The 12,020-nt window shown below is 66.9% G+C and carries 14 protein-coding genes; 5 read left to right on the top strand and 9 right to left on the bottom strand.

Features of this window, described 5'->3' with window-relative positions; all coding sequences use genetic code 11:
• Positions 1-219: 219 nt before the first annotated feature.
• Both AC3WLE_RS00390 and AC3WLE_RS00385 read left to right on the top strand, forming a co-directional pair.
• Complete coding sequence (locus AC3WLE_RS00390) at positions 220-498, top strand: type II toxin-antitoxin system RelE/ParE family toxin (RefSeq protein ID WP_035815279.1); 279 nt, start codon at positions 220-222, stop codon at positions 496-498.
• A gap of 11 nt (positions 499-509) precedes the next feature.
• A complete protein-coding gene (locus tag AC3WLE_RS00385; RefSeq protein WP_492316882.1) occupies positions 510-845 on the top strand; it encodes a HigA family addiction module antitoxin in 336 nt (111 codons plus the stop codon).
• Positions 846-896: 51 nt separating this feature from the next.
• Here AC3WLE_RS00385 and AC3WLE_RS00380 read toward each other — a convergent pair whose 3' ends face one another.
• From AC3WLE_RS00380 to ribA, 3 genes are all read right to left on the bottom strand, one after another.
• Entirely contained in the window at positions 897-2,267 is a 1,371-nt protein-coding gene (locus tag AC3WLE_RS00380) for a serine hydrolase domain-containing protein (protein ID WP_492316881.1), read from the bottom strand.
• Positions 2,268-2,313: 46 nt separating this feature from the next.
• Positions 2,314-2,793 (bottom strand): MarR family winged helix-turn-helix transcriptional regulator, encoded by a 480-nt coding sequence (locus AC3WLE_RS00375; RefSeq protein WP_010814561.1) that lies wholly within the window; start codon positions 2,791-2,793, stop codon positions 2,314-2,316.
• Between the two features lie 178 nt (positions 2,794-2,971).
• Positions 2,972-3,568, bottom strand: coding sequence for a GTP cyclohydrolase II (gene ribA / locus AC3WLE_RS00370; RefSeq protein ID WP_010814562.1), 597 nt, complete (start codon positions 3,566-3,568; stop codon positions 2,972-2,974).
• 268 nt (positions 3,569-3,836) lie between these two features.
• On the opposite strand from ribA, the gene AC3WLE_RS00365 reads away from it, so the two are divergent.
• Entirely contained in the window at positions 3,837-4,367 is a 531-nt protein-coding gene (locus tag AC3WLE_RS00365; protein ID WP_492351049.1) for a riboflavin biosynthesis protein RibA, read from the top strand.
• 8 nt (positions 4,368-4,375) lie between these two features.
• Here AC3WLE_RS00365 and AC3WLE_RS00360 read toward each other — a convergent pair whose 3' ends face one another.
• A complete protein-coding gene (locus tag AC3WLE_RS00360; protein ID WP_492355722.1) occupies positions 4,376-4,846 on the bottom strand; it encodes an Lrp/AsnC family transcriptional regulator in 471 nt (156 codons plus the stop codon).
• Positions 4,847-4,997: 151 nt separating this feature from the next.
• On the opposite strand from AC3WLE_RS00360, the gene AC3WLE_RS00355 reads away from it, so the two are divergent.
• Positions 4,998-5,339 (top strand): AsnC family transcriptional regulator, encoded by a 342-nt coding sequence (locus AC3WLE_RS00355; RefSeq protein ID WP_492351047.1) that lies wholly within the window; start codon positions 4,998-5,000, stop codon positions 5,337-5,339.
• A gap of 7 nt (positions 5,340-5,346) precedes the next feature.
• Here the strand turns inward: AC3WLE_RS00355 and AC3WLE_RS00350 are convergent, their stop codons facing one another.
• Positions 5,347-6,270 carry a LysR family transcriptional regulator gene (locus tag AC3WLE_RS00350; protein WP_010814566.1) on the bottom strand — a complete coding sequence of 308 codons (924 nt, stop codon included), beginning with the start codon at positions 6,268-6,270 and terminating at the stop codon, positions 5,347-5,349.
• Positions 6,271-6,400: 130 nt separating this feature from the next.
• On the opposite strand from AC3WLE_RS00350, the gene metE reads away from it, so the two are divergent.
• Positions 6,401-8,779, top strand: coding sequence for a 5-methyltetrahydropteroyltriglutamate--homocysteine S-methyltransferase (gene metE / locus AC3WLE_RS00345; protein ID WP_492355721.1), 2,379 nt, complete (start codon positions 6,401-6,403; stop codon positions 8,777-8,779).
• 89 nt (positions 8,780-8,868) lie between these two features.
• Here metE and AC3WLE_RS00340 read toward each other — a convergent pair whose 3' ends face one another.
• The 4 genes from AC3WLE_RS00340 to AC3WLE_RS00325 form a co-directional block, all read right to left on the bottom strand.
• Positions 8,869-10,284 carry a DUF1254 domain-containing protein gene (locus AC3WLE_RS00340; RefSeq protein WP_492355720.1) on the bottom strand — a complete coding sequence of 472 codons (1,416 nt, stop codon included), beginning with the start codon at positions 10,282-10,284 and terminating at the stop codon, positions 8,869-8,871.
• 249 nt (positions 10,285-10,533) lie between these two features.
• Entirely contained in the window at positions 10,534-11,313 is a 780-nt protein-coding gene (gene pcaD / locus AC3WLE_RS00335) for a 3-oxoadipate enol-lactonase (RefSeq protein WP_492355719.1), read from the bottom strand.
• A gap of 39 nt (positions 11,314-11,352) precedes the next feature.
• A complete protein-coding gene (gene catC / locus AC3WLE_RS00330; RefSeq protein WP_013953231.1) occupies positions 11,353-11,637 on the bottom strand; it encodes a muconolactone Delta-isomerase in 285 nt (94 codons plus the stop codon).
• Positions 11,638-11,690: 53 nt separating this feature from the next.
• On the bottom strand, positions 11,691-11,987 hold the full coding sequence (locus tag AC3WLE_RS00325) for a YciI family protein (RefSeq protein ID WP_492316874.1): 297 nt from the start codon (positions 11,985-11,987) through the stop codon (positions 11,691-11,693).
• Between the last annotated feature and the right edge of the window lie 33 nt (positions 11,988-12,020).

The raw sequence follows: 12,020 nt of genomic DNA, 5'->3' as shown, positions 1-12,020 counted from the left end.
TCTTTTCGAATCAGGACGTTAAGGAGGTGACGGGAAGCTGCCCGACCACTGTACATCCATACAGTCTATCAGGTTGGAAAAGAATTGGTATCGATCACCTCGCCCGGAATCAGACAAGTGACGGTGCGGCGCGAGAGGCGAGCGGTTTTCATGGACGTTCGCGCCAGGCCAATGCCTGACTTTCGCTGCATTGCTATTTATCGATTACCGATATACGATATGATCCAGTCATTCAGATGTTCGGACACGGCTGAACTGTTCGCGGGCCGCTGTGTACCACGCTTCGGCAATATCCGCGCCGTGGCCGAACGCAAGCTGCGGCTGCTGCAGAGAGCGTCGACGCTGGAGTTCCTGCGCTCCCCGCCGGGCAATCGCCTGCAGTTGCTGACGGGCGACCGCAAAGGCCGCTACAGCATCCGCATCAACGAACAGTGGCGAATCTGCTTCATCTGGACCCACGACGGCCCCGCGGCCGTTGAGATCATCGACTATCACTGAGGAAGACAGACATGGTTCGCTTCAAGGACGGCATGCGTCCCATCCACCCGGGCGAAATCCTGCGTGAGGATTTCCTGGTACCGCTCAACATGAGCGCCAACGCCCTGGCCCTCGCGCTGCGCGTGACCGCGGCGCGCATCAACGACATCGTCCGCGAGCAACGTGGCATCACGCCGGACACCGCCCTGCGCCTGGCGCGCTATTTTGGCGGCGATGCGCAGTCGTGGCTGAACCTGCAGCTGGACTATGACCTGAAGGTCGCGCAGCGCGACCACGGCGAGCGCATCACGGCGGAAGTGGCGCCGCGCAATGCCGCGGCGGCCGGTCAGCCGGCCGCTGAAAAGTAGAAACCGGTATTGCCGGGGCGACGCTGCCCACGCCGCCCCGGGGCCATCCCCCTATCGCATCAGCGTTTCCGCCAGCGCCCGGAAAGCACGGAACGTGATCGGATTGTTGGCCGCGTTGCCGGCCACGGGGTGCGACGCGTATCGCACGATGGTCAGCTCGGCCTTAGGGTCGATATAGATGCGCTGGCCATGGATGCCGGCGGCCTGGAACATGCCGTGGCTGTCGTGCGAGACCCACCACATGTCGCGATAGCTCCAGCCCGGCAGCACCGGCGCGCTGGCCGACCTGGCAAACTGGTCCCGGTCGCCGCCGCTGCGGATATCCGCCACGACCGAGGCCGGAATGATCTGCTTGCCGTTGAAACGCCCGTTGCCGCGGATGGTCTCGCCAAAGCGCGCGAGGTCGCGCAGCGTGGTGTTCAGCCCGCCGCCGCCCGACTCCGTGCCGATGCTGTCCACGGTGAAGTACGCATCCTGCTCCGCGCCCATCGGTTGCCAGATCCGCTCCGAGAGCAGCCTGGCCAGCGACTGGCCCGAGGCCCTGCGCACGATCCACGCCAGCACCTCGGCATTGACCGTCTTGTAGGCAAACACCGCATTGTGGTCGCCTTCCTTCTGCAGGGTCTTCAGGAAGTCGTAGAACGTCCCCGGGCCGCTGTAGCCCGCCGGGCGGGCCAGCATGCCGCCCGCACGCGCGTAGTCCCACACCTCTGCCTTGGGATTGGCATAGTCCTCGGAGTAGCGCACGCCGATGGTCATGTCCATGACCTGCCGCACCGTGGCGTCGCCATAGGCCGTGCCAGCCAGTTCGGGCAGGTAGCGCGTCACCGGTGCCGCCGGGTCGAGCTTGCCGTCGGCCGCGAGCATCGCGGCCAGCGTGCCGACGAATGACTTTGTGACCGACATGGCGATATGGGGCGTATGCCCGTCAAGCGCGCCGAAATAGCGCTCATAGATGACCTTGCCCTTGTGCATCACCAGGATGCCGTCGGTGTAGGTCAGCGCCAGCATCTCGTCGAAGGTGCGGCGGCTGCCGTCCGCATCGGTGAACTGCACCGAGCTGATATCCCGTTCCGCACGCGGCAGCGCGCTGGCCGGGCCGGCGCCGCGCCAGACGGACGCGGTCGGCACCAGTTCCCGGACATGCGAGAACAGCCAGCGATTGCGCGGAAACCTGTCGGCGCCCGGCGTATGCGTGATCAGCTTGTCCGGCGGCGGCGGGAAGCCCTGCATCCAGCCCAGGCGGTTCGGGTCGCTGTCCAGCGCGGCGACCAGGGTCGGCGCCGCGGCTGCCGGGGCGGCCGCACTCCCGGCGGTGCTGCCGGTGCTCTGGCTCCAGGCCGGCAGACTGGCCGCGCACAGCGCCATGCATGCCAGGCGGCGCCAGGGGCGCGAGGATTCCGGATAGGTCTTCAATGACATGCTGTCTCCTTGCCTTGTCTTGTTTGAGGGATTGCCGCCCGCGGGGCTAGCCCGCCTGCGCATCCGCGCCCTGCTGGTGCTCGATCAAGGCCGCGGTCAGCTTGTCGATGCAGCGGTCCAGCGTCTGCACCTCCGCTTCCGTCAGCACGGAAAGGAACATCTTCTCCAGCATGTCGCCGCGCTGGTACGTCCGTGCGACCAGTGCTTCGCCCGCCGCGGTCAGGTAAAGGTTCAACTGCCTGGCGTCGGCCTCGCCGACTTCACGGCGCAGCAGGCCCCGCTTTGCCAGCGCGGTGACCAGCTTGGAAGTCACCGTTTTCTCCAGCAACACCAGTTCGATCAGGCGCGTCAGCGTCAGGCCCGGCTCCAGCCCGGCAAAACGCAGCACACGCAACTCCCGCAGGCCGATGCCGAACTCGCGCTCGTAAAAGCCGGAGGCGGAACTCTTGGTCATTTCGCAAAGGCGGTTCAGGCGAAACGACATGAATTCCAGGATGGAATCGGTGGTGCTGGCAGTGTTGGACATGGGAACGGGTGATCAGGCGGCCAATAGATTCTATGAGCAATAGTTTCCACGAGCAACTAACCAAGGGTAAGTACGGTTCTTCGCGCGATCGCCGGGCATAAGAAAAGGCCCGCCCCAGGATTCCTGGCAGCGGGCCGGTCCAGGCAGCGCGGCGGCCGCCTGCAGCGCTCAAGCGCGATCAGTCGAGCAGGTGCCCCATGCGCGTGCGCTTGGTAGCCAGGTACTTCTCGTTCTCGGCGTTGGACGGCACGATGTGGCGCAACTGCTCGGTGACCGTGATGCCGGCCTTCTCGAGCGCTGCGGCCTTGAGCGGATTGTTGCTCATCAGGCGCACGGACTTGACGCCCCACTGGTGCAGCAGGTCGGCGGCGAAGGCGTAGTTGCGTGCGTCGATCGCCTGGCCCAGGGCCAGGTTGGCGTCGACCGTGTCGAGCCCGCCGTCTTGCAGGCGATAGGCGCGGATCTTCTCGGCCAGGCCAATGCCGCGGCCTTCATGCCCGCGCAGGTACAGCAGGATGCCGCGGCCTTCGGCGGCAATCTTTTCCATGGCGAGCTCGAGCTGCGGACCGCAGTCGCACCGGCAGGAACCGAAGACGTCGCCGGTCAGGCATTCGGAATGCATGCGGATCAGGACGCCATCGCCCGTCACATCGCCCACGCTGAGCGCCAGGTGTTCAATGCCTGAATCGGCGCCCTTGAAGGCGTGCGCCGTAAAGTCGCCGAATCGCGTCGGCAGGCGCGCCGAGTCGATCAGCTCAATTTCTGTGTCATTCATACCGGAATTCTTGGTCAAAAGGCGGGGGCGCGGCCCGGCACCGCCGACATTATGAGCGGAATTGCACCTTCGCGCTCGGATTCCCCGCCGTGGCGGGGCGGGACGGCCGTCGGCGAAGTCCTACAGCAGTACGCGCAATCCCCTTATGCAGCCGCTTCAAGCGGGTCGGTAGACTCGGTTTACAGCACATCGCCGGAGCCGTTCCAGGCGACAAAAAGCGCAGCGCGCATCACCTGACGGCGGCCCTCGGCCCCAGCAGGAGCAGGCCATGACCGGTAATCCCTTGAACGCTGAGCAAGCCAGTACCAAGATCGCAGCACTGTTCGACACCAGGTCGGCAGCCAACGACGCCGCCGAACGGGTCTGCCATGAGGCCCATCTCCGGCGCGGGCAGGTGCGGCTGGTGCATCCATACGAAGCGCACTTCGGCCGCAAGCTGGAGCCCGAGAACGACGCCATCGCGCGCACCGCGGTGCGCTCGCATCTGATGATGGGTACGCTGGGCGCGGTGATCGGGCTGGCCATTGTCGGCATCCTGCACCGGCAGGGAGTCGAGGCCGTCATGGACAGCCCGGGATTCGCAGTCGGGGCGGCCCTCTTCCTGGGCATGGTGTTCGGCATGCTGCTGGCGGGGCTGGTGACCGCACGACCGGACCATCAACTGGTGATAACGCCGGTGCGTGAGGCCGTGCAGCATGGCCGCTGGGCGCTACTGGTACATCCGACCACGCCGCAGCAATGCAACGAGGCTATGCGCGCGCTGCGCAATACCACCGCCGAGGTGCTCAGGACGGCCTGACAAGCTGCTCAGGGCTCGACCGAAGGCTCGCGCTTGAGCGTGCGCAGCACAAAGGTCGAGCGGCTGTGGCGCAGGCCAGGCAGCTTGTATAGCTTGTGCCGCAGGAACTCCTCATAGCCCAGGGTCCCCGCCACCGCGACCTTGATCAGGTAGTCATATTCGCCGGTCAGCAAGTGCGCCTCCATCACTTCAGGCAGTTCCGCCAGCGCCTTGCCGAAGCGGTACAGCATGTCGTCGTCGTGCCGCTCGAGCGTAACCTCGATCAGCACGGTATCGGGCAAGCCCAGCGCTTTCTGGTTCAGCAGCGCGGCGTAGCCTTCGATCACCCCGCTTTCTTCCAGCGCGCGCACGCGGTTCCAGCAGGGCGTGGCCGACAAGCCGACTTGCTCGGCCAGCTTCGCATTGGACAAGCGGCCATCGCGCCGCAGTTCACGCAGGATGCGCCGGTCGGTGTCGTCGAGTTTGGGCGGCTGTGCCATCACAATAGCTCACAAAAAAGAATCGTCCGTAAATTCTGCCACAAAAGGATAGTTATTCTCCAATACAAGCCATAGTGGAGAAAATATAGAAGCCAATTTTGCGCAGCGGCTGGTAAATTTACTTTATCGAACGACCTGCCGGAAACGACACATGCCAGCCGCCACCCTCCCCACCCTGCGCCTCTCGCTGCGACTCGAAACCACCGACCCGTTCGGCACCATGGAATGGGTGCTGGCCAATGCGCGCCGTACCGGCCTGGCGCCGGCGCAACTCAGCTTCGACGCCGCCCGGCAGGCCGTGCTGCATGCCACCCTGACGGCGGAGGATGCCGGCCTGCTGTGGCTGTTCCTGCGCCGCCTCGACAATGGTTTCGACGTGGAACTGCTGTTTGCCGACGTGGATGACCCGGACAGCGACGCCGTGGCCGAGCCGGCGCCGCGCGCCGCCATGCGCCGCACTGACAGTGAGCCGGCCCTGGCCCTGTCCGCGTGAACCGCGCCTAAGCAGCCTGCGGCAGCAACTCGATCCCATCGAGCTGCGCCGCGCACGTATCGCGCACGATCGAGACAAAGTCCGCCACGTAGGGCCTGCGCGCCATCGCCGCCGGCACCGTGGCATAGAGCTCGCTCCACAAGCCTCTGGCACCGATGCGCTTGGCCAGCACGTAGTCGTGGTCGACGTAGTTCTTCACCCCCCAGTTGGGCAGCGCCGCCACGCCGCGGCGGCTGGCTACCAGCTGCAGCACCGCTACCGTCAGTTCCGCCGTGCGCCGTTCCAGGTGGATGCCCGCGGGCTCCAGCACCTCGCGGATCAGGTCGATGCGCTGCTCTGGCACCGGATAAGTAATCAGCGTTTCGCCGGCCAGGTCCCCGGCTTCGATGCGGCGCTTGTTGCGCAGCCGGTGTTCATTGGCGATCACCGCCAGGATCTCGAAGCGGAACAGCGGCGCCACCTCCAGCCCGCGTCGGGCCGCCGGCTGCGAGCCGATCACCATGTCGGCGCGGCCGTCGCTGAGCAGCGCGATCGGGTCGGCGTGGAAGCCCGCCACCAGGTCCACCTCCACCTCCGGCCAGCGGCGGCGGAACTCATCCATCACCGGCATCAGCCAGTCAAAGCAGGTATGGCATTCCAGCACCACGCGCAGCTCGCCGCGGGTGTCGCCCTTGAGCCGTTCGATATCGCGGTCGGCCGCGCTGACCGCGGCCAGCACCTCGCGCGCCAGCGCCAGCAGGCGTTCGCCCGCCGGCGTGAAGCGCAGCCCCTGGCGCGTGCGGTCGAACAGCGGCAGGCCGTAGTGCGATTCGATCGCCTTGATCTGGTGCGACAGCGCTGACTGGCTGACATGCACGCGCTCGGCCGCGGTGGCCAGCTTGCCGGACTCGGCAATCGCCACCAGCGAGCGCAAATGGCGGACTTCGATCATGCGGCGCCCCCAACCTGTTGCCCGCCTATCTTGATATGAAACTCATTCATATGTTGTTTAAAACTTGTCGCTTGATTCATTTTACGGGCAAACCGACACTGTGCGCCAGACATCTTCCGGAGCAACCTCCATGGCACGCACCCATATCCTCGGCTTTCCCCGCATCGGCGAACGCCGCGAACTGAAATTTGCGCAAGAAGCGTTCTGGCGCGGCGATCGCACCGAAGCCGAGCTGCGCGACGTGGCCGCGCAACTGCGCCGCCGCCACTGGCAGCTGCAGGCCGACCGCGGCCTGGACACGGTCGCCACCGGCGACTTCGCCTACTACGACCAGATGCTGAGCCTGACCGCGCTGCTGGGCGCGCTGCCGCGCCGCTTCGGCTTCGATCCGGCCCGGCTCACGCTGACGCAGTACTTCGAGCTGGCACGCGGCAACCGCGAGCAGCCGGCCATGGAAATGACCAAGTGGTTCGACACCAACTACCACTACCTGGTCCCCGAGCTGGACGCCGAGACCACTTTCGACGGCGGCCCGGCCTGGTTCTTCGAGGAAGCCGATGAGGCGCTGGCGCTTGGCCTGCGCGCCCGCCCGGTGCTGATCGGGCCGGTCACCTACCTGTGGCTGTCCAAGAGCCATGTGGCGGGCTTCGACCGCCTGACCCTGCTGCCGCAACTGCTGCAGGGCTATCGCCGCATCCTCGGCCAGCTCAAGGCGCGCGGCATCGAATGGGTGCAGATCGACGAGCCGGCCTTGTGCCTGGACCTGGAGCCGGCCTGGCTCGACGCATTCGACACCGCCTACGCTGCCTTGCGCGAAGCCGGCCCCAAGCTGCTGCTGGCCACCTATTTCGACACCGCCGCCGACCATGCGCAGCGCGCCGCCGCCCTGCCGGTCGATGGCTTCCATATCGACCTGGTGCGGGCGCCGGAACAACTGGCCGCATGGCAGGCCGCGCTGCCCGCGCACGCCGTGCTGTCGCTGGGCGTGATCGACGGCCGCAATATCTGGCGCACCGACCTGCGCCGCGTGCTGGACACGCTGCGCCCGGTGCAGGCCGCGCTGGGCGAGCGCCTGTGGCTGGCACCGTCGTGCTCGCTGCTGCATGTGCCGGTGTCGCTCGCGCATGAAGTGCGCCTCGATGCCGAGCTGAAGTCGTGGCTCGCCTTCGCCACCGAAAAGCTCGACGAGCTGTCCGTGCTGGCCCGCGCGTTGAATCAAGGCGACGCCGTGGTCGCCGAAGCGCTGGCAGCATCCGACGCCGCGCAGGCCTCGCGCCGCGCCTCGCGCCGGGTGGTCAACCCGCGGGTGCAGCAGCGGCTGGCAGCCGTGAGCGCCGGCATGGCCGACCGCGCCAGCCCCTTTGCCGAGCGCATCGAGCGCCAGCGCCAGGCGCTGCAGCTGCCGCTGTTGCCGACCACCACGATCGGCTCGTTCCCGCAGACCGCCGCCATCCGCCAGACCCGCGCCGCGTTCAAGCGCGGCGAGATCGGCGCGCTCGAATACCTGGAGCGCATCCGTGCCGAGATCGCCGTGGCCGTGCGCAAGCAGGAAGCACTGGGCCTGGACGTGCTGGTGCACGGCGAAGCCGAGCGCAACGACATGGTCGAGTACTTCGGCGAGCAACTGTGCGGCTACGGCTTTACCGAGAACGGCTGGGTGCAGAGCTATGGCTCGCGCTGCGTCAAGCCGCCGGTGATCTACGGCGACGTGTACCGGCCCGAGCCGATGACGGTCGATACCGCCCGCTATGCGCAATCGCTGACCGAGCGGCCGATGAAGGGCATGCTCACCGGCCCCATCACCATGCTGCAGTGGTCCTTCGTGCGCGACGACCAGCCACGTGCCACCACCGCGCGCCAGCTGGCCCTGGCCATCCGCGACGAAGTGTGCGACCTGGAGCAGGCCGGCATCCGCGTGATCCAGATCGACGAACCCGCGCTGCGCGAAGGCCTGCCGCTGCGCCGTGCCGACTGGGATGCCTACCTGGACTGGGCCGTCACCGCCTTCCGCCTGTCGGCCAGCGGCGTGCAGGACCAGACCCAGATCCACACGCATATGTGCTATGCCGAGTTCAACGATATCCTGCCCGCCATCGCGGCCATGGACGCGGACGTGATCACCATCGAGACCTCGCGCTCGGCAATGGAACTGCTGGAAGGCTTCGGCGACTTCGACTACCCGAACGAGATCGGGCCGGGCGTCTACGACATCCACTCGCCGCGCGTGCCGTCGGTGCAGGCCATGGAGCGGCTGCTCGACCGCGCCTGCGAGGTGGTGCCGCCGCAGCGGCTGTGGGTCAACCCGGACTGCGGCCTGAAGACGCGCGGCTGGGAGGAGACCGAAGCAGCGCTGGCCAATATGGTCAGCGCGGCCCGCGCGCTGCGCGCACGGCTGTCGGCGCGAGGCGCAACGACATGGAAGCGCGTCAGCAAGCCTGCAGGCGCCACCGGTGCGGCAGTGCCCCACGCCAGCGGCGCCTGCACGGCTTGCGCCACGCACGCGCACTGAGACGGCGCAGCGGCAATTGCGCTGGCAAGAAATGACAAAGGCCGCATGCCCTGGCAGGCATGCGGCCTTTGTCCTTGCTCGCGGCCTCGTCAGTCCACCTGCATCACCGCCGGCGGCATCCAGGTGCCGTCCAGCAGCACCTGCTCCGGCCAGTACGCGCGCAGCATCATGTTCAGGCCATCGGGCGGCGCCGGCAGCCAGTTCGCTGCCTTGGCGCCGGCCGGGCGCTCGTGCTGGATATAGATATCGAGCGAGCCGTCGCGGTTGTAGCGCAGGCGGTCGCGGCTGCCCACGGCGTAGCGCTGGATCGGGTTGGGAATGAACGCCTGCCGGTCGTTGTACAGCGTCAGCGACCAGAACGCGCGCGCCGGCGGCAACTGGTCCTTGTCGAAATGCAGCACATAGCGCGCCCCGCCCTGCAGCGGCTTGCCGTTGGCATCCGTGCGGGTGGAGGCATAGATCGCGTCTTCGGGCAGGTTGGCACCCAGGCCCACCCACGCGGTCACCGCGCGGCGGCCGTAGCTGGTGCCATAGGTGCCCAGGTCGCGATGCATGACCCAGCCGTTGCCGGCATCGGCATTGCCCTTGCGCGCACCCTGCACGATCGCCGCCAGCGCAGCGGTGGCTCCCTCCTGCACCGCGCGCGCGGTGGAGGGCTCCATCACCGTGGTCTTGAACGGCACCCCCGGGGTGATGCCCATGCGGCGGAGCTTGTCGACCATGGCGGCATCGGCGGGCGCCGGCGGATTGGCCGGCAGCAAGGCGGCAAAGCGCGTGAAGAAAGCCTGTGCATCCATTGCCGCCACCTGCTCCACGGGCGAGCTTTCAGGGTCGATGGCCGTGGGCCGCGGCGCGGCCTTCTCCGCCACGCGCCGCCCGCCACCCCAGGCCGACAGCGGCGTCAGCCGGTACTGGTCCTGCAGCCGGTGCACCGCCGGGAAGTCCTGCTTGCCATTGGCCTGCGTACGGCCGATCAGCCAGACCATCGACGTGGGCGAGCGGATCTCCTGCATGCCCTTGGGCAGCGTGCCGCGCCAGTCAGGCCCGGTGATGGCGAAGTTGCCGCGGCGGGTGCCGGTGGTGCGCTTGCCCGGCGACGCGAACACATTGGTCCACGCATCCATCAGCGGCATCAGGTAGTAGCGCCCGTGCGTATCGGGCACCGACAGGATGACCGGCTCCCTGGACAGGTCGAGCCAGGCCGACGAATACAGCGTGTCGGCGTTGGGGCTGACCACGTCGGTGAAGCTGGCGTCCGGGAAGGTGCGCTTGTGGTGGAAGGTATTGACCGGCGTGCGCAGCGTCATCAGCTCGCGCGTCACGTCCATCAGCACCATCGGATAGGCGAAGGTGAAGACCTCGGCGGACAAGGCCTTCATGGCCTGGTCGGACGGCGGTTGCTCGGCGACTGCCGGGCTGGTTCCGTGATCCGGCGCGGACGCACAGCCGGACAGCATGACGGCGAGCGTGACCGCGCTCGCCAGTTGACGCAAGGATGGCTTCATGACCCCGTTTTCCCAATGTTTTTGCGGCTTTTCGGGTGTTGCGGCTATGACTGCCGGCATGTCTTCCCGAAGGCGCATCTATTCCGTGCGCATCTTGTCCCGCGCGCCGGTGACCTGTCAATTCCTCTGAAGCCGGGAAGCGAGGGCAAGCGCACCGAACGCCGGCGGCATCGGTCAGGGGTGAATCATAAAGCACTATCAGGGGTGATGAAAGCCGCACGCATGGGTGGGCCTTTCCGCCTCAAAGCCTCAGCGCGTCAGGAAATCCAGCACCACCTTGCTGAACGCCTCGGCCTGCTCCAGGTTGGAGATATGTGCGGCCTCCAGCTCGACATAGTGGGCGCCCGGGATCGTCTGCGCCAGGAACACGCCATCGCGCGGCGGCGTGGGCAGGTCGCCTGAACCCGCGACGACCAGCGTCGGCGTGGCGATCCTTTCGATTTGCGCGCGCAGGTCGGCATCGCGCACGGCCAGGCAGTTGGCCGCATAGCCCGCGGCCGGGGTGGCCCCGAGCATGGCGCGCAGCGATGCCACCAGCCCCGGATGCGCGGCCGCGTACGGCGGGGTGAGCCATTTGTCGACCACCGCGGCCGCGATCGATGCCACGCCGTCGCGCCCGACCGCAGCGGCGCGGTTGGTCCAGTTCTCCGGCGGGCCGATATAGGCGGCGGTATTGCACAACACCAGCTTGCGCAGGCGCGGGCCATGGTTCAGGGCCAGCCACATGCCAGTGATGCCACCCATCGACAAACCGCAGAAACTGGCCTGGCCGATGCCAAGGTGATCGAGCAGCGCGATCACGTCGCCGCCGAGCTGCGCGATGCTGTACGGACCCGCCGGCACCGACGACTCGCCATGGCCGCGCGTGTCATAGCGCAGCACGCGGAAGTGCTGGCTGAAGGCCGCCACCTGCGGCTCCCACATGCTGAAGCTGGTGCCCAGCGAATTGGACAGCACCAGCACCGGCAAGTGCTCGGCGCCATCGAGGCGGTAATGCAGTCGGACGTTGGCGAGGTCGGCGTATGGCATGGCGTTTGGCTCAGGATCAGGGGGCTGGGTGGCGGGCGCTCAGTTCGGCGCGATGGCCGAACCGTGTTGCGCCAGCGGCGTGACCTTGATCTCCATGTACGGGTACAGCGGCAGCGTGGTCAGCAGCGTGTGCAGTTCGTCGTTGTCGCCGACATCGAAGATGCTGACGTTGGCGTACTGGCCCACCACGCGCCACAGGTGGCGCCACTTGCCTTCGCGCTGCAGGCGCTGCGACATGGCCTTCTCGTCGGCCTTGAGCTGCTCCACCAGTTGTGGATCGAGCGATGCGGGAATCTTGACGGTCATTTCGGCCATGAACAACATGGGGTCTCCTTGTCTGGGGGTACGGTGGGATGGAGGCAGCGCGGGCTGCCTCGTCAAAGATGGCGCACGCCGTCGAGATAGGCCTTGCGCCAGCGCACGATGCGCACCTCGGCAAACAAACCCGCCTCGGTGAACGGATCGGCGTCGATGAATTGCTGTGCCGCGTCGCGGGTGTCGACATCGACGATATAGATGCCGCCGCCGGCATCCGAGCCATCGTCGTTGAGCTTGGCGCCGCAAGCCAGCAGCAGCGCCTTGTTGGCTTCCAGGTAATCCAGGTGGCTGGCGCGGGTGGCCTGGCGCACGTGCTGGAGATTGGGCTTGTCGACGGTTTCGATCAGGTACGGCATGGCAGTCCTCCTGTCAGCGGCGCGCTGGCCGCG

Source organism: Cupriavidus sp. FW306-1B-F12B, from assembly GCF_058781795.1.
This window is presented reverse-complemented; position numbering and strand designations above follow the sequence as displayed.

Excerpts from the sequence above, each read along its gene's own strand:
- AC3WLE_RS00390 (WP_035815279.1), top strand. The coding sequence starts at position 220 with ATGATCCAGTCATTCAGATGTTCGGACACGGCTGAACTGTTCGCGGGC.
- AC3WLE_RS00385 (WP_492316882.1), top strand. The coding sequence starts at position 510 with ATGGTTCGCTTCAAGGACGGCATGCGTCCCATCCACCCGGGCGAAATC.
- AC3WLE_RS00380 (WP_492316881.1), bottom strand. The coding sequence starts at position 2,267 with ATGTCATTGAAGACCTATCCGGAATCCTCGCGCCCCTGGCGCCGCCTG.
- AC3WLE_RS00375 (WP_010814561.1), bottom strand. The coding sequence starts at position 2,793 with ATGTCCAACACTGCCAGCACCACCGATTCCATCCTGGAATTCATGTCG.
- ribA (WP_010814562.1), bottom strand. The coding sequence starts at position 3,568 with ATGAATGACACAGAAATTGAGCTGATCGACTCGGCGCGCCTGCCGACG.
- AC3WLE_RS00365 (WP_492351049.1), top strand. The coding sequence starts at position 3,837 with ATGACCGGTAATCCCTTGAACGCTGAGCAAGCCAGTACCAAGATCGCA.
- AC3WLE_RS00360 (WP_492355722.1), bottom strand. The coding sequence starts at position 4,846 with ATGGCACAGCCGCCCAAACTCGACGACACCGACCGGCGCATCCTGCGT.
- AC3WLE_RS00355 (WP_492351047.1), top strand. The coding sequence starts at position 4,998 with ATGCCAGCCGCCACCCTCCCCACCCTGCGCCTCTCGCTGCGACTCGAA.
- AC3WLE_RS00350 (WP_010814566.1), bottom strand. The coding sequence starts at position 6,270 with ATGATCGAAGTCCGCCATTTGCGCTCGCTGGTGGCGATTGCCGAGTCC.
- metE (WP_492355721.1), top strand. The coding sequence starts at position 6,401 with ATGGCACGCACCCATATCCTCGGCTTTCCCCGCATCGGCGAACGCCGC.
- AC3WLE_RS00340 (WP_492355720.1), bottom strand. The coding sequence starts at position 10,284 with ATGAAGCCATCCTTGCGTCAACTGGCGAGCGCGGTCACGCTCGCCGTC.
- pcaD (WP_492355719.1), bottom strand. The coding sequence starts at position 11,313 with ATGCCATACGCCGACCTCGCCAACGTCCGACTGCATTACCGCCTCGAT.
- catC (WP_013953231.1), bottom strand. The coding sequence starts at position 11,637 with ATGTTGTTCATGGCCGAAATGACCGTCAAGATTCCCGCATCGCTCGAT.
- AC3WLE_RS00325 (WP_492316874.1), bottom strand. The coding sequence starts at position 11,987 with ATGCCGTACCTGATCGAAACCGTCGACAAGCCCAATCTCCAGCACGTG.